At 65.3% G+C, this 16,452-nt stretch carries 12 protein-coding genes and 2 pseudogenes; 10 read left to right on the top strand and 4 right to left on the bottom strand.

Annotation, left to right across the window (positions count from 1 at the left end):
- The 9 genes and pseudogenes from ACZ4TW_RS03125 to ACZ4TW_RS03085 form a co-directional block, all read left to right on the top strand.
- Complete coding sequence (locus tag ACZ4TW_RS03125; RefSeq protein WP_465540013.1) at nt 1–918, top strand: hypothetical protein; 918 nt, start codon at nt 1–3, stop codon at nt 916–918.
- A 3-nt stretch (nt 919–921) separates the two neighbouring features.
- The gene (locus ACZ4TW_RS03120) at nt 922–2,031 is read left to right on the top strand and encodes a M23 family metallopeptidase (RefSeq protein ID WP_465540011.1); all 1,110 of its coding nucleotides are present in this window, start codon (nt 922–924) and stop codon (nt 2,029–2,031) included.
- 74 nt (nt 2,032–2,105) lie between these two features.
- On the top strand, nt 2,106–2,408 hold the full coding sequence (locus ACZ4TW_RS03115; protein WP_465540008.1) for a hypothetical protein: 303 nt from the start codon (nt 2,106–2,108) through the stop codon (nt 2,406–2,408).
- A 17-nt stretch (nt 2,409–2,425) separates the two neighbouring features.
- Nucleotides 2,426–3,631 carry a hypothetical protein gene (locus ACZ4TW_RS03110; RefSeq protein ID WP_465540006.1) on the top strand — a complete coding sequence of 402 codons (1,206 nt, stop codon included), beginning with the start codon at nt 2,426–2,428 and terminating at the stop codon, nt 3,629–3,631.
- 21 nt (nt 3,632–3,652) lie between these two features.
- Nucleotides 3,653–5,155 carry an SCO6880 family protein gene (locus tag ACZ4TW_RS03105; protein WP_465540004.1) on the top strand — a complete coding sequence of 501 codons (1,503 nt, stop codon included), beginning with the start codon at nt 3,653–3,655 and terminating at the stop codon, nt 5,153–5,155.
- A gap of 294 nt (nt 5,156–5,449) precedes the next feature.
- Nucleotides 5,450–6,811 carry an ATP-binding protein gene (locus ACZ4TW_RS03100; protein ID WP_465540002.1) on the top strand — a complete coding sequence of 454 codons (1,362 nt, stop codon included), beginning with the start codon at nt 5,450–5,452 and terminating at the stop codon, nt 6,809–6,811.
- 191 nt (nt 6,812–7,002) lie between these two features.
- Nucleotides 7,003–7,885 (top strand): annotated as a pseudogene (locus ACZ4TW_RS03095) (IS3 family transposase); the annotation flags it as partial.
- A 94-nt stretch (nt 7,886–7,979) separates the two neighbouring features.
- Nucleotides 7,980–9,332, top strand: a complete 1,353-nt coding sequence (locus tag ACZ4TW_RS03090; protein WP_465540001.1) for an IS30 family transposase — start codon at nt 7,980–7,982, stop codon at nt 9,330–9,332.
- A gap of 4 nt (nt 9,333–9,336) precedes the next feature.
- Nucleotides 9,337–9,630 (top strand): annotated as a pseudogene (locus ACZ4TW_RS03085) (integrase core domain-containing protein); the annotation flags it as partial.
- A 139-nt stretch (nt 9,631–9,769) separates the two neighbouring features.
- On the opposite strand, the gene ACZ4TW_RS03080 reads toward ACZ4TW_RS03085, so the two are convergent.
- The 4 genes from ACZ4TW_RS03080 to ACZ4TW_RS03065 all read right to left on the bottom strand — a co-directional run bounded on the left by ACZ4TW_RS03080 (nt 9,770) and on the right by ACZ4TW_RS03065 (nt 14,118).
- A complete protein-coding gene (locus tag ACZ4TW_RS03080) occupies nt 9,770–9,910 on the bottom strand; it encodes a hypothetical protein (RefSeq protein WP_465539999.1) in 141 nt (46 codons plus the stop codon).
- Nucleotides 9,907–10,185 carry a hypothetical protein gene (locus tag ACZ4TW_RS03075; RefSeq protein ID WP_465539997.1) on the bottom strand — a complete coding sequence of 93 codons (279 nt, stop codon included), beginning with the start codon at nt 10,183–10,185 and terminating at the stop codon, nt 9,907–9,909. Before ACZ4TW_RS03075 ends, ACZ4TW_RS03080 begins: the two co-directional genes overlap by 4 nt.
- Nucleotides 10,186–10,666: 481 nt before the next feature.
- On the bottom strand, nt 10,667–13,342 hold the full coding sequence (locus ACZ4TW_RS03070) for an N-6 DNA methylase (protein WP_465539995.1): 2,676 nt from the start codon (nt 13,340–13,342) through the stop codon (nt 10,667–10,669).
- A 467-nt stretch (nt 13,343–13,809) separates the two neighbouring features.
- The gene (locus tag ACZ4TW_RS03065) at nt 13,810–14,118 is read right to left on the bottom strand and encodes a hypothetical protein (RefSeq protein ID WP_465539994.1); all 309 of its coding nucleotides are present in this window, start codon (nt 14,116–14,118) and stop codon (nt 13,810–13,812) included.
- Between the two features lie 430 nt (nt 14,119–14,548).
- Between ACZ4TW_RS03065 and ACZ4TW_RS03060 the strand changes: the two genes are divergently transcribed.
- Complete coding sequence (locus tag ACZ4TW_RS03060; RefSeq protein ID WP_465539992.1) at nt 14,549–16,291, top strand: type IV secretory system conjugative DNA transfer family protein; 1,743 nt, start codon at nt 14,549–14,551, stop codon at nt 16,289–16,291.
- Nucleotides 16,292–16,452 lie beyond the last annotated feature (161 nt).

Raw genomic sequence — 16,452 nt, 5'->3', positions numbered from 1 at the left:
ATGGGCAAGGTCTGGACATCACTCACCGGGACGCTTCGGGAGCTTTGGTCGACTGGGCGTGGCCGGCTCGTCGTGATCGCAACTGGTGTGCTGACGCTCATGGTGACCGGGGCGATCGTCGCGATGAATGTCGCGATCGCGCCCGCAGCGACGCCGCCAGCTCCGGCGACTCAGTCCGGGCCATCCGAAGACCTCTTCCCCGGAGCATCGGCGGAGACGCCGGGGTCGGGCGGGGCCCCGGTCATCATGGACAACGGACAGGTGGATATCGGCGGCCCCGGGATCCCAGCAAACGTCGACGGCTGGATGGAGCCGGATGCGCCCGAGGCCAAGCCCGGCGCGGAGAGCGGACTCGCGTCGTGGCCATCGGAGGTTCCGCTCGACGAGCTCACGATTCCGAGCTACAACGAGGTGCCCGTTGCTGAATGCGCTGCACCGCAGATTCCCGAAGCTCGCGCGATGGCGAACGACATCATCGCCTACCTGTTCACCTGGAACAGCCGTGTGGCGAGCTTCGACGAGTGGGCAGGACCCGTCGACAGGGAATGGAATCGGCTGTTCGGCTACTACGGCGGCGAAGGGATGAATGGCAAAGGCGACACCGGTCGGCTTGAGGACCGGTTCACGTCGATCGGCGCCAGTGAATCCGCATGGACGGGTTGGGCGCGGAACGGGGTCCGAAGCGAGGTTCGCGTGAATCAGGTCGTGACCACGGCACCGAACCGCTCGCTGCTACAACTCGACTACACGGTGACCATTACCCGGGCCGGCGATGGCCTCGCTACCGAGTCCGCGGTGGAGACCGTCACGATCGTCCTCACGGCCCCTTGCGTCCGTGACAACTGGCCGAGTCCCGCGTCGCGATGGGACATGACCGGCCTGCAGTTGTTCGACTTCCGCGGGTGGGGCTCGGAGTAACTCGTGAAGCACCCATTGCGGGTCGCCGGTGCTCTGCTCGCACTGGTGGCGCTTGCCGTAGTCGGCCCGATCGCGCTCGTGATCGTCCTCCTGGCGAGCGGAGCGCAGGCCGCTTCGTGCGCGCCACCGCGCCCCGTCGATGCCGCGGCCGCGGAGCTCGATGTTGAGCAGACCCAGAACGCGGGGATCCTCATCGGTGCGGCGAAGGCACTCTTCCCCGACGAAGCGACCGCGCAGCGAGCGGCGATCGTGGCGATCGCCACAGCCCTGCAGGAATCGGGACTGCGAAACATCGAGTACGGCGACCGCGACTCGGTCGGTCTCTTCCAGCAGCGGCCATCGATGGGATGGGGAACGCTCGAGCAGATCATGGACCCGCCGTATGCGGCTGGCCGATTCTACAAGGCACTCGCTGATGTGCCGGGATGGCAGCAGCTTCCGGTCACCGTGGCGGCGCAACGCGTACAGAAATCCGGCTTCCCCGACGCATATGCGAAGTGGGAAAGCACCGCGTCAGGCGCGGTCGACGCATTGTGGTCTCAGCAAGGCCCCGTCTCGATCCCCCCAGAGGTCGGTTGGGCTGGCATGGCCGGCTCAGAGGCGGACGACGCCATTGGTACAGGCGGATGCATTGCATCGGGCGAGCTCGTGCTGCCGCTGCCGGCCGGGTACTCACTCACCGACGGCTACGGATGGCGCAACCTCGGGATGGGTACGAACCCGTTTCATCGGGGCGTCGACCTTGCAGCCGAATGCGGGACGCCGGTCTACGCGATGATGAGCGGCCGCGTCCTGTCCGCGGGCCCTCTCACAATGCTGATCGAGACGCCCGGCGTGGGGCAGATCGGCTACTTGCATACGGCCCCCACCGATCATCTCGTGCGCGTCGGCGACGAAGTGGCGGCTGGTCAGCAGATCTCCGCGGTCGGCAATCAGCCGCCGTCGACCGGCTGCCACCTTGACGTGCGCGTGAACCCGGCCGGCGCAACCGACCCGCGAGTCCTCGCGCTTGTACCCGATCCCGGCGCTGGCGGATGGGTGAACCCCGAGGAGTTCACACGGGCGTTCGGTGTCGACCTCTGCCCTGCGGAGAACTGCAGACGCCAGGAGTAAGCGAGTCGTGCAGTGCGCCGTCCGGTGGATCGGTGTTCCGAGCCGATGAGCGGCTCGGAAGGAGCACAACTCACATGGACACGAAGACCCTCACGATCGCGGGCGAGATCGACCCCGGGGTGACCCCCTCGAGCTCGTGGCCGATCTTCAGCTGGATCGGGCAGCAGGTCGGCAACTTCCAGACGCTGGGGGTCGTCGCGATGGTCGCGCTGCTCATCGCCGGCATCTTCACCTGGGTCGCCGGATCCGGCAGCGATAACTCGAGGCAGCAGACCGCAGGCAAGTGGATGGTGTTCCTCTCGATCATCGGCGCGGTCGTCATCGGCGCGGCACCGGCGATCATCAAGTGGGCGTCCGGCCAGAACCCGATCGGCTGATCAGGAGGAGGCGGGACATGGGCTGGCTCGGTGACTGGTTCGGTGACGGGTTCCTCGACCTGCTCCGGGCTGGGATTCTCGGACTCGCGGCATTCGTTGGCGACATCCTCAACGGCATCTTCACCATCGACTCGCGCACCACCGACGGCCGACCGACCGACGCTGACCTGGACGCAGCGACGAGCGTCGGAAACGTCGTGCTCTACCTCGCGGTGCCGCTGACGATCGCCGCCATGATCTGGCAGATCATCCGCTCAGCCGCCCAGGGGCGGGTACAAGGCGTCCTGCGCGCCCTCGTCGGCGGGGTGGCAATGGTCGCCGGAACCAGGGTGGTCTTCTGGTACGGCCCCGAACTCGTGCGTGGCTTCGATGAAACGACGATCGCCCTCCTCGACGCGTTCGAGTCCGGCCCCGGTGGCCTCGGCACGACCCTCATGGAAGGTGTCGGTCTACGCAAGGTCGGTGACGAGTGGCAGTCGACCGACGGCGGCGAGTACGAGCCTCCGGTATGGATGGTGTTCAGCGCGGCAGGCGGCAACCCCCTGGGCATCCCGCTCATCCTCTGGCTGCTGATGGCTGGCGCCGCCCTCGCGCTCATGATGATGCTCGCCTTCCGCCGGTGGGCCATCGTCGCGATGATCGCGCTCGCTCCGCTTGCACTCATGTTCCTGCCTGCCGAGAAGGCGTCGAGGAACATGATCGGCCTCTGGATGAAGATCTTCATCTCGCTCGTGGCAGCCAAGCCGTTGGCGGCAATCATCCTGTCGCTCTCGGCAAAGATGGTCTCCGTCTCGGCCGGCATGAACCTGGTCATGTTCATCGCGGCGTTCGTCGGCCTGCTCGTCGCTGCTTTCGCGCCGATGATCGCAATGAAGTTCTTCGGCTTCCTCGGCACTGAGGTCGCGGATGCATACGCACGGGCGGCAGGCGAGGGCAACCTCAAGAACGGCGCGCAGAGGACCGGCCGGGCCGCGACATCCGTGATCGCAATGGGACGTGGCGGGAGTGAAGGTGGCATTGGTGGCCGAAGCGCTCCGAAGCCGGTCCCGAATCGCTCGGTCAGATCCGCTTCCCGCGGAAATCGACCTGCGCCCGTGCCGAACCGGCCGAACTCCGCGCCATCCGCGAGCCCGGCGCCGCGGCCGAACCCGGGCCCGCCGTCGCGACCGACGCCGGGGCCCTCGAGGCCGAGTCATCAACCGATACCGGTGCCCAAGCAGTAGTCCCACGAAACGAGGCTGACCATGACACGAGAAGCTCCCACGGGCGTTCCCCGCCTCGCGTTCCCCGGTCGCCGTCGCACGGGCGTCCTCGGCAACTACAGCGGCGCCCAGCTCGCCGTCGCCGGAACCGGGGCCGGGCTCGCCATCCTGAGCATGTTCACCGCGCCGGACCCGGTCCAAGGGCTCACGACGGCGCTTATCCCCGCGGCGGTACTGATCGCCGTCGGCCTCTGGTTCGACGAGTACGGCCACCCGCTCCTTTCGACCATTCAGCAGAGAGCGTTGTTCACCATGAGGAAGCTCCTCCGTCAGACCAGCTATCGCCGCCCTGCCGGCATCCCGATCGCGGACGCTGGAAAGCTACAGCTGCCCGGAGCGCTGGGAAGCCTTCGCCTGCTCGAGACGCAGGGCGGAGGAGCGATCATCGAGGATGCCGCATCCGGAACCGCGACGGCCGTCGTGGAGGTGACGTCACCCGGCTACGGCCTCCTCGACGACCGCGATCAGGAGGGTCGGGTGGCAGCTTGGGCGCAGTTGCAGTCCGGCCTTGTCAACCACGTCGGACTCGCTCGCGTGCAGGTGCTCAGCACATCTCGTGTCGCGCAGCCGAAGCAGCTGCGGGACTACTACGAGCGCCGCGTCTCCGATTCGGTGTCGAGCTGGGCCCGCGAGCAGTACGAGACTCTGCTCGAGGCTGGAGTGGCAACGACCACCACGCATCGGCAATACCTTGCCGTCGTGCTCGACAAGTCGAGGATCGGCAAGGAGATCCGGGCGCAGGGCGGCGGCAGGGCGGGCCTCGTCTCCGTGATGGCCCGTGAGGTCGCCACGCTCAGGCGCGGCCTTGCGGACTGCTCCGTGACCGTTCGACATTGGCTCGGGTCCCGGCAACTCGCCGCGGTGACGCGCATCGGCTACGACCCCACTACGGGCGACCTGATCGAGGAACGCGCCGCCGACCGAGCCGGCGTCGCGCCGGAATCGGCCGGGCCGATGGCCGGCGAAGAGCACTGGGACCACATCCAAGTCGACGGCGTGCTGCACCGCACCTTCGAGATCACCGAATGGCCGCGCATCCCGACCCTCCCCGACTTTCTGAACGCCGTGAACACGCTGCCGTTCCAGCAGGCGATGTCTTTGTACTTCTCTCCAGTCAAGCTCAGGCAGTCGATCTCGCGGATCAAGCGTGAGCGCGGTGCGATCGATTCGAACCGGGAACTGCGGCAGAAGCGGGGCAACTACCGCGACGACAATGCGTTCGAGAAGCGCGAGCGTGACGCGATTGACCAGCGCGAGGAGGAGCTCACGCAGGGGTTCGGTGACCTCGAGTACCTCGGTCTCATCACGGTTACGGCGACGACCCTTGAGGACCTCGACGCGTTCTCGAGCGAGCTGCGGACCGCCGTCGAGGGCAAGGGCATGGAGGTTCGGCCTATGTTTGGCCAGCAGCTCGCTGCGTTCAACTCAAGCGGCCTGCCCTTTGCGCTCGCGCCGGCGAAGACGCGCGGCTTGAAGGTTTGGTGATTCGGTATGAAAAGCAAGGCGTTCGCCGGCCGGGTCATCCCGGAGAATGAGACGCGCGCGGCCCGGAAGGCGCGCGAGGCGGAAATGCGCGAGCGGGTCAGCGCGACGGCGCGGTCGCGGCGCGGACCGACTACGAGTCCTGAGCCGCGGGCGAAGGCGTGGGGTGATCGAGGACGATCGGCGTGGTGGGGGCCGGCGACCGTAACCCCCCGTCCGCACCGCGCCAGCTCGCTCGTCACCTCGTATGCCTACCCGTTCCTCACCGAAGAGGGCCTCGGAGCCCGAGGGGTATGGATGGGGAAGCTCGCCGACCTTAGCGGCGGCGGCGACTTCGTGTTCGATCCGTACGAGCTGTACAACTCGGGCTACGTCACCGGCACTTCGATGGTCTGGATCGGCACGGTCGGCACCGGGAAGTCAGCAGGTGCGAAGTCGTTCACCACGAGGATGGCGACAATGGGCGTCAAGGTCACCGTCGCGTCGGACCCCAAAGGGGAATGGGCCCCAGTCGCCGAGGCCATGGGCGGGAAGGTGATCGCGCTGTCTCCTTCGGGAGACCATCGGCTGAACCCGCTCGATGAAGGCCCGCGCGACTCGCGCTTGAGCGATGCAGCTTGGGCGCGGCTAGTGAAGTCGCGTCGGCGGCTGCTCCTGTCGTCGATCATCCCGTCGCTGATCGATCGCGACCTCAAGCCGGCCGAGCACACGCAGCTCGACATCGCCCTTGACCGCGCCGTCGCCGACAGCGCCGACGCCGGGGTCGTCACCATTCGCGATGTCTACCGGTGGCTCGTTGACCCCGAGCATGGCGCTCCCGCAGAACCGACCGCGGATGCCGACGTGGCTCACGGAATGCGTCGACTGGTTGAGGGTGACCTTGCCGGCGTGTTCGACGGCGAGTCCACGGTCGCCTTCGACTCTGACGCGCCGATGGTCGTCATGGACACCTCGGGCTTCATGGGCGCATCCGGGACGCTGCTTTCGGTCGCGATGACCGTCGTCGCAGCCTGGGTTGAGGCGGCCGTCATGGATCCGGAAGGCGGGCGCCGGATCCTCGTCTACGACGAAGGGTGGCGGATGCTGCGCGACGAGCTCATGCTGCTGCGCATGAGCGAGCAATGGAAGCTCGCCCGACAGTACGGCCTCTGCAACCTGCTGATCATGCACCGCATCACCGACCTAGACGTGGTCGGTGATCAAGGCTCGGCCGCGCGAGCGCTCGCGCAAGGGCTGCTGACGGATGCGGAGATCCGCGTCGTCTACCGACAGGAAGCGGACGTGCTCGAGGCCACGAAGGAAGCCCTCGGGCTAACAACTCGGGAGATCGAGGAGGTTTCGTCTCTGCCCAAGGGCATGGGTCTGTGGAAGATTGGCAAACGGCCGTTTCTGGTGAGCAACATTCTCACCGAGCAGGAGCTGGAGGTCTTCAAAACGAGCGGCCGCTTCGAGGTAGAGATCCCGGAAGAGATTCTTATCGACCGCACACCGACTCCTCACGATGTCGTGAGTAAGAATCAGTCCGCCGACTTGCAGGAGGGCATGGCAACTGTGATTTCATGCGATTCGCAGCAGACTCATGCGGCCACGATGCCTGGGAAGTACTGCACCCGATGTGGCTTGCAGGCGCCCCACGCCGGGCAGGAGGCCGCAGCGTGATTCGAAACAACCTTGGAGATTCTTGCTTCAATTCGCGTGTAGCGGACGACACCGGAGTCCCAAAACGCGGGCACCGGCAAGATGGGCCGGACCGGGACACGACCGTGGCGCACGCGTAATTCGGGACTGCTGAAGGTTTAGGTGACTCCTGATCTGTGGCGGCGTGGGTCGCTGCTGGAAGGATGGCCGTTGTGCCGAAGCCGTATCCGAAGGAGTTCCGTGAGGACGTTGTGGCGATCGCCAGGCGTCGGGAGTCGTCGTTCGCGCAGATCGCGAAGGACTTCGGGATCTCCGAGTCGTGTGTGCAGAACTGGGTTCGTAAGGCGGACATCGAGGACGGTGCTGCGCCGGGTAAGTCACGTGCGGAGCTCGATGAAGTTCGCGACCTGAAGAAGCGGGTGCGGTTGCTCGAGCAGGAGAATGAGGTGCTGCGCCGCGCGGCGGCGTATCTGTCGCAGGGTGTGCTGCGCTGCCCAAAATGATCTACCCGCTCGTCCGCGAGCTGGCCGCGACCGCTGCCCCTGTGCGGGTGCCGGTCGCGGTGACGTGCCGGGTCCTCAAGATCGCGAAGCAGCCGTACTACCGGTGGCTGAAGTCGCCGGTTTCGGACCGCGACTGGGAGGAGGCGCAGCTGGTCAACGCCGCGGTCGACGCTCACGCGGAAGCGCCGACGTTCGGGTACCGGTTGATCGCGGACGAGCTGGCCCATCTCGGGTTCGAGGCGTCCGAGCGGCGCGTCTGGCGACTGTGCCAAGCGAACGGGATTGCCAGCACCACGGTGCGCCGGCGGCGCGGCAAGTCCGTCCGACAGGGGCCGCCCGTGCACGACGACCTGGTGCGGCGGCAGTTCACCGCCACCGCACCGGATCGGCTCTGGCTGACCGACATCACCGAGCATCGGACGGGCGAGGGCAAGCTGTATCTCTGCGCGGTCAAGGACGTGTTCTCCAACCGCATCGTCGGGTACTCGATCGATGAGCGCATGGGCGCCGACCTTGCGGTGAACGCGCTGCGCATGCCGTGCAGCGTCGACGTCCGGCCGGCACGACCGTGCACTCGGACCGAGGCAGTCAGGGCGGATTCAACTGGTCGTCGCAACACCTCACGATCACGGAGGTGTCAGGTGGTGCGACGCCAGCAGGCAGCCGACAGGGCGATCCGTCCGAAGATGAGATCGCCGGGTCATCCGAAGTTTCAGCGTCATGTCGAGGCCGCGTTCTGGGAGCAGATCGGGAAGGGGCTGCTGGCCGAGGAAGCCGCGGGCGTGATCGGCGTGGCGCAGGCGGTCGGCGCGCGATGGTTCCACAACGCTGGCGGCATGCCGCCGTTCGATCTGAAGTACACGCCCACGGGCCGCTACTTGGCCTTCACCGAGCGTGAGGAGATCGCGCTGCTCCGAGCGGAGGGCAAGGGGATTCGTGAGATCGCTCGCGCGATCGGTCGTGATCCTGGAACGATCTCTCGGGAGCTGCGTCGCAACTCCGCGGTCCGCTACGGCAGCAGCGGGTACCGGGCGTCGGTGGCGCAGTGGAAGGCCGACATGGCCGCAAAGCGGCCGAAGGTCGCCAAGTTGGTCGCGAATCCTCGGTTGCAGGCCTACGTCCAGGAACGCCTTGCGGGGCAGATCAGCCGCCCGGACGGCACGCCGATCCCGGGACCGACCCCGCCGAAGTTCACCGGGCGAAACAAGCCGCACCGCAAGGATCGGCCGTGGACCCTGGCATGGAGCCCGGAACAGATCGCCCACCGGCTCAAGGTCGACTTCCCGGAAGATGAGACCATGCGCATCAGCCACGAGGCGATCTACCAGTCGCTCTACATCCAGGGGCGGGGCGCGCTGAAACGAGAGCTTGTCTGGTGCCTGCGCACCGGGCGGGCGTTACGGGTCCCGCGGGAGCGATCACGGCGGAAGACGTGGGCGCACGTCACTCCGGAAACGCTGATCAGTGAACGGCCTGCCGAGGTCGAAGATCGCGCGGTCCCCGGACACTGGGAAGGTGACCTGCTGATCGGGTTGGAGCGTTCGGCCATCGGCACCGTCGTCGAACGCAAGACCAGGCTCACCCTGCTGGTCCACCTGCCGCGCGAGGAGGGCTACCGGCACAAGGAAACACCGAAGAACGGCCCGGCACTGGCCGGCTATGGCGCGATCACGATGAAGAACGCCCTCGCCACCACGATGTCGACGTTGCCAGCCCAGCTGGCACGGTCGCTGACCTGGGACCGCGGGAAGGAGATGTCGGCGCACGCACAGTTCCGAGTCGAGACCGGAATCCCGGTCTTCTTCGCCGACCCGCAATCGCCGTGGCAACGAGGCACGAACGAGAACACCAACGGGCTGCTGCGTCAATACTTCCCGAAAGGCACCGACCTGTCGCGATGGACCAAGGAGGAGATCGAAGCCGTCGCTCACGCGCTCAACACCAGGCCCCGGAAGACGCTCGGCTGGAAGACCCCCGCCGAAGCATTCAACGAGCAACTACTGTTGCTCCAACAGGACGGTGTTGCAACGACCGGTTGAACCTAGTCAGTTCCGCTCCAGACGATTCGTCCTCGCCCTGCACCAAGCGGGCCTGGTCGGATCCATGGGCCGAGTCGGCGCGGCCGGCGATAACGCGGCCATGGAATCGTTCTTCGCGCTCCTGCAGAAGAACGTGCTGAACACCCGCACCTGGCCGACCCGGCTCGAGCTGCGGCTCGCGATCGTGACCTGGATCGAAGCGAGCTACCACCGGCGACGACGACAACGAGCCCTCGGTCGTTTGACACCCATCGAGTACGAGATGATCATGACCACACAGGCCGCAACAGCGGCCTAACCCGACGAGTCACCGAAACCGTCAGCAGTCCCTTCCAGCCCGCTCGAGCGTATGCACCCGAGAAGCGCGACTGCATGCAGCGAGGCCCCGACTCGCGCCGAGTGTCACGGATCGAGCCGGGTCCTCGCTGCATTGAGCTCTAGAAGAACCCGCCGCTCAGATCGTCGAGCATCTTGTCGATTTCACGATCCTCCGCCTGTGTCAAGATGCGCTCCTCTTCCTCAGGCGACACCCCAGCCGGGATACGCACGTCGAACTCGCGCCGGATCTCGTCGCTCATCGTTCAAGCGTCCCTTCGCTGATCGCGGTGGCGTACGCGCGAAGCTCCGATGTGCGCGGCGTCATGCCAAGCGCGACGATACGACCCTCGATCTCCGCCTGCACGACATCCAGTTCCCCACCTCGGAACTTGTCATCCACGTCGCGAAGTACCTGTCGAACCGCCTCGTCCGCCTCACGCTTGATGTCGCTGCCTTCGAGGTTCTGCATGACCTGGGCCTGGAGGTCACGCAATGCGCTCTCATTGAACTTCATCTTCACCTTCGTTCTGGCCATTCCGGATGACCCTCCGATCCCCCGAACACATGTTCGAGTCCCATCTACGATCTCACTCACCCCCGACATGAGCCGCTGAGGAAGTCGGACTGGCTACATGCGGGTTAGCCGCAGCCGCTCGCGCGAGGAAGCAGTCCGGAACGGCGGCCTCCTGGCACACCGTGGCAACTGCACTTCGGATCTGCTTGGTAGATGAGAGAAACCACGATGCCTTCACCCGATCCCGGCGCGTGAAGATCGCGCTCGAACGCCTCGCCCGAAGACGGGAGCTCCTTCGCACACTGTCCGACACGGCCATCGAAGTCACGAAGCACGCGGTCGCCGATCCACTCGTCGCCCGCGTCCGCTCAGCGCGTCGATGTCGAGGCCGTATGCCCCTAGGGCGCCAGCTAGTGCCGCGTGGTCGACTCTGCATCCGATGCGACACACGGACGAACGATGAACATGGCGGGGCGCAGCCACATGATGATCGGCAACCGCACTAGACCAAACGTGTCTGCTTGCTCCAAGTGCCCAGGTCGGTGATCCGTTCCTTGATCGCTTCGACCCGTGCCACGGCCTTACCGATCGCGCGCTGCATTTCCATGTCGGGCGCACCTTCAGCTGTGACCGGGACAGGGATGCTCAGTTCCTTGAGCCGGCCCTGGTAGAGCTTCGCCTCATACTGGAAATCGCCCTGCGCGATCACCGAGGAGAGCGCCACGGCGAGGTACTGCGGATCCAGGCCACCAGCGGTGGGAATGACCGCGATCACATCGTCGGTGATCATGGCTCGGCTCTCACGGAGGAACACTATTCCGACGCCGCTGGCCCCGGTGGCGTTGACGGTGACTGTGGGCCTATCAATTATCCAAGCGCCAATGCTTCTCGCCCACGCCTCGTCGACACGCCCCTTCTCGGCCGTCGATCGGGTGAAGCATGACAGGACCGGTAGATCGCCCGGATGCGCGAGCACGTCGGCGTGACGCACGCGCTTTCCAGGACGGAGCTCGAATCGATTCTGATCGCCGACGCTCCATGCCACAGTTCGCTCAGGTACTAGTTCCTCGAGGGCGCGGCTTGCCTCGTCGAGCTCGACGATGAGCTCGCGCAGCGTATCAGCCGCCTCATCGACAAACTCGGCGCGTTCGACGGGCGGCACTCGCACGCCCATCCTCACCAGTTCCTCGTCGTCCCAAAAGCGCGTTACGTCCCATCGGCGAGTCTCATCGAACTCGACTGCCGGCTCGATCTTGACCTGCTCCAGCTCTCTGGCAAGGCGATCGTCCCCGTTACTCCAACCGATGAAGGCGTCAGCGATTACCGAGAGATCGTTGTCATCCGGCGTAGGCGTTCGCCGGGCGTCAAGAGTCTCCCCGGTCGATCGTGCAATCGCGCAAAATACGTCCGGGCGAGGATCTTGGTCGGTATAGCGACGCTCCAAAACGAGGATGTACGTCGGTTGAGCAGTATTGAAGAACGCCTTCCTCGGGAGCGCGATGGAAGCAAGAATGTTGCACTCGGCCAACAGCTTGCGCTTCGGCTTCGGCTCGGAACGGTTGAGCAGCCCTAGAGGGACGACAACGAACGCTCTGCCGCCGGGTTTCAGGGCTCCGCTGATATACCGCATGAACAGGGCCTCAACGCCGAGCCCACCGTTGTCGTAATAGTCGCGCAAATCGAGCCCATTGCGGTCGCCGCGGACGTCGGCGGCCGCTTCCCGAATTACAGACGAACCCTTCGTAACGTAGGGCGGGTTAGTTAGAATGACATCCGCCTGCTCGCGCGGCGGATTCAACAACGAGCCAAGCATCTCGTGCTCATTCATCAGGACCATCGTGTTCGCCATGGCCTGATTGAGCGCATTGATACTCACCGAAGCGTCGCGAACAGACTCGGCGAGATGCAGCAGGACGTTCGCCTTGGCGAGGATGTGCAGATCTGTGTCTACGTCGATGCCAACGGTTCGCACCCGACGCGCGGCGGCACCCCCGGAGAATGAGTAGTTGCCGGGCAAGGCATCATCGAAAAGCAGCGGCTCAAGCATGAACCCCCCAACACCGGCGGCGGGATCAAGCACGAGCGCTCCGTCGGGAAGCTTCCCGAGCTGGGCCATTCGCACCATGGGACTGACGATATTCCGGGGAGTGAAGAACTGCCCAAGCCGTTGTTGGCGAGCTGAACGGCGAAGGAAGGTCTCGTACAAGCGCAGCTTGAATTCAGGGTCGATGGCCGTAAGTGGCCCGAACCGCGCGAACGCAGCAAGGATATCGACGAACGTCCGGTTGAACGCGGACAGCGAACGGTCCGACGAGTGGAGGAAGACGAAGCCGTTTATGACGCTCGTCTTGGACACGAGAGTCTTGAGCCCGAACACCTCGGCCAGGCCCGCCTCGGAGACGATCGTATTATCCGGGAAGAGGTTCTTGATCTGCGGCCGGATATCGGAGACATAGTAGTCGACCTGCAGCTTGCCGTGGTTTGCGAGAAACGCTGCCTCGTCGGCTAGCAAGGACTCGAACCGAAATCTTTGTGGCAGCACGCTAGGCGGCAGGTTGTCACTGAGGAACTTGAGCATGAAGATCTCAACGAACGTCAGCAAACAGTCCTTCGGCTCCGCCTTCGTCGCGTGCCAGATAATCTGCCAGACGGACTCCGCGAGCTCAGTCGGGTCCTTCACCTCCCCGGGATTGGCGCTAAGTAGGTCCTCGAGCAGTGACGCGCTCCAGGCGCGCGAATCTTGAATACCGACGATGGAGTCTGATTCAAGCGACTTTGGAACATCCAGAAGGTGAACAGCACCCCCTGCGGTGTAGCCAGCGATCCGGGCGCCGAGGACAGCTCCATAGAATAGAGCCTGCTCGGCGGCCCTGAGTCGCTTTGCCTCCGTGTTGATCTCGCCTGGCGCCTTGTGCTCAAGCACGGCTACGGGCACAAGCCGCCCGTCCATTCGACGCGCTACAACGTGGTCGGGCTTTCCGACGCCCGGTCGTGCTGGGGGAGTAAACGCCGCAAACGAATAGTCGACGCCAGTGGGCATAGCAAAGGACAGGCCGGCTCGCGCAAGGGCCGTGAAGGATGTACCACCGAGATTGAGAGCCTCAAACGGACCGAAGCGCTCGCCAACTAGACCGTTGTCGAGGAAATACCCACGTTGGCTGAGCTCCTCGTTTGGCACACATGCTCCATGTCTGTTCGGGCGCAGATCCCGAGCGACCGCGCGACGATGTCGATCACTGATCCTAAGGCCCTGGCGCAATCGTTCCCGTCAGTCCATGCTGTGCCTCGGCTCGCCGGATGGCCCATCGCGGTGGCTTGGGGTGGGTCGTAAACCGAGCAGACTCGTACGAGGACGTCAATCGGTGGCCGAGCCCGTATGCCTCCTAGAGATGCAGTCTGGACTCGACAGCTGTGAGCATCACCACTAGGCCGCACCAAACGACACTCGGCCTGTCCCGATGGGCCGGGATGACAACGTGTGGCGCAAGCCGGGCAATCGGGCTCTGTGCCGCCGGCGTCGTTAACGCGCGCCAAGCTAGCTGAGTAGGCGGCTCGACGGGACCGCCAGCATGAACTGTGGAGACCGGTCACGAACCATCGTGCCAAGAATCGCGCGTCGCCGATCCACATGAACGTCGCAGCAGATCAGCCCCCCGCGGTGATCGACCCAAGGCCACTGGAGACGTTCGACGTTGCCGCAGCGCGCGGCGGGTCCAGCGATGCCACGTAAACAGCGTGAACACGCTCGGTTGCATCGCGCAGGCGCGCGTTCCACCCACTGAGGCGTTCGCCACGAAGTTCGCCGACGTAGACGATCTCTCCGCCCTGCCGGAGGATCCGGACGGCTCCATAAGCACGGCCGGTCGAGTCCACCATTGTCCAGACGCCTGGCGTGCGTTCCTCGGCGTTGAGCAGCGGATGCCACCCGACTCCGCTGTAATGGGGCTGGGCCATCGCCGCCTCCTCCCGCGGAACCGCCGAGGCGGCCTGATACTCGTCCCACACACATTCGGCCGCAAGTCGGAGTTCGTCGAGCGGGAAATAGCCGAGGAACGCTCGAGCTGCAACATCCGGCGACCAAGTCTCAGCCCGCAGTAGTGACCGCGGCGGGTTCGATCTCTGAACAACGCGATTGACTGCGATGCGTCGCGACCCGTCGAACTGAACCCACTCGCCTCGCTGCACGGCTCGCAGTTTCGGCTGCCAATAACGCACTGTGGCCGGACTCCTCGAAGTTGTTCGGAGCGCACCGGCCCGCGCGATGATCTGAGTGTACGGCGAGCGTGTACGGCGCGGCCAAGGTGCGCCAGCCTCGGGATCATTCTGATGACCGAGAGGACCACCTATGCGATCACCGGACTCCTGGCGCGCGAACATTGCACTCGTGAGCATCGGCATCGTCGCGGCGCTTGCTGCGGTCCAGGCCGCCGCGGTCTTCGCGCTCGCTGCGATAACGTCAACCTCGTATCCGCCGCTCACGGTGTGGCAACTGGTGGGTCTGTATGCGCAGCCTGATCCGACATCCGTCACTTCGCAGCCGGTATCCGCGGCCGACCACTGGGCACTTGTTGCCGTCCTCGCCGCTGCAGCCATCTTGCCTCTCGCGTCTTGGACCGCACTTCGGCGCGACCCAGCAATTACCGAGGCGCTTCGCAAGGGAACCGCCCGGCGACTAGAACTCGCGAAGCACGCAGGCGCCGATCAACTCGTCGCCCGTGCGCGCACCCTCCGCCCCTCCGTGAATTTGAAGGCGGCACGCCCCGAGGACGTCGGCTACTGCATCGGTCGCTCGCATCGACTGCCGATATGGATGAGTGTCGAGGACTCGGCAATCCTCGTCGGCCCGTCCCGGTCGGGCAAGGGATTCAACTTCATCGTGCCCATGCTCACCAAGGCGATGGGCGCGGTCGTGACGACGTCCACTCGCGCGGACAACCTCCTCCTGACGATCGAGCACCGCAAGCGGACGGGCGGGCCGGTGTTCGTCTTCGACCCGAGCGGCGTCGCAGCCGGCGCCGGAAACCAGCTGCGCTGGTCGCCGCTCGAAGGGGCAGAGGACCTCGACGTTGCGATGCGACGCTTGGCGTCGCTCATTCCCGGTGACGGGTTCGAGGGAGTGCAGAACGCCGGCTACTGGGAAGCGACGTCGAAGAAGATCATCCTCGCGCTGTTCCACGCGGCCGCGCTCGACGGCCGCACGATCGAGGACTTCTGGCGATGGATGAGCGACCCGAACCTCGCGAAGACCGAAGCGCTTGAGATCCTCAACAGCTTCCCCGACGCCGACCGAGCCACCGCGCGGTCGCTCAACGCCGTGCTCACCGGCAGCCCCGAGCAGCGCGGCAACGACTGGGCGGCGGCATATGCGGATGTCGCGTACATGGCGTCGCCGAAGGTGCGGACGTCGATGATCCCTGACGAGGATGACGCACCGTTCGACCCGTTCGACTTCATCATGTCGCGCGGGACGCTCTACCTGATCGGGGATGCCACATCTGCGGCCGCCTTCGAACCGCTCATCGTCGCACTCGTCGAGGAGATCTCCGCGGTCGCGCAGGGCATCGCCGGCGCGTCGCCCGGTGCGAGGCTGGATCCTCCGGTGCAGTTCATCCTCGACGAAGCGGCGAACTTCAAGATCCCGACCTTGCCGAAGCTCATCAGCTACAGCGGTGGGTCGGGGCTGACGGTCATCGTGGTGCTGCAGTCGATCTCGCAGGCTGAGATGGCGTGGGGACGAGAGGGCGCCCGAGCAATGTGGGGAGCGGCGAGCCTCAAGATCGTGCTCCCCGGAGGATCCGACCCATCCGATCTCAAAGATCTCGAGACGCTCGTCGGCGAGGTCGAACTCGAGCGCCGCTCGTACTCCACCTCGGAGAGCGGCGTCTCACATCAATACGCGCGCGAGGAGAAGCGAGTGCTGCGGGCGAGCGAGATTCGTACCCTGCCGTTCGGCACGGCGCTCGTGTTCTTCCGGCAGCTCAAGCCCGCGATCGTGAACCTCTCACCCTGGATCAAGCTGCCGATCGCCGAACAGCTCGAGCGAGACCGCGAGCTCGTTGCCGCACGCCTGAAGGCCGCAAGCCCGTACGCCGCGCGACTCCGCGCCTGGGACAATTCGCGAGCCTGATGTCGATGGCACCCGCGGGCCGGTCTCGGGCCGGGCTGGGGCTTACGCGAAAGCAGCGCTATGACGCGTACATCGACTCGCCTCAGTGGCGGCAGCGCCGCGAGGAGTGGCACGCGGAGCAGCGCCGGCGATCGCCGGCCGGGACGGTATGCGCCGTGTGC

Source organism: Agromyces sp. NPDC029043, assembly GCF_055564615.1.
Note: the sequence above shows the minus strand (reverse complement) of the source record. Positions and strands in the feature narration are given on the sequence as shown.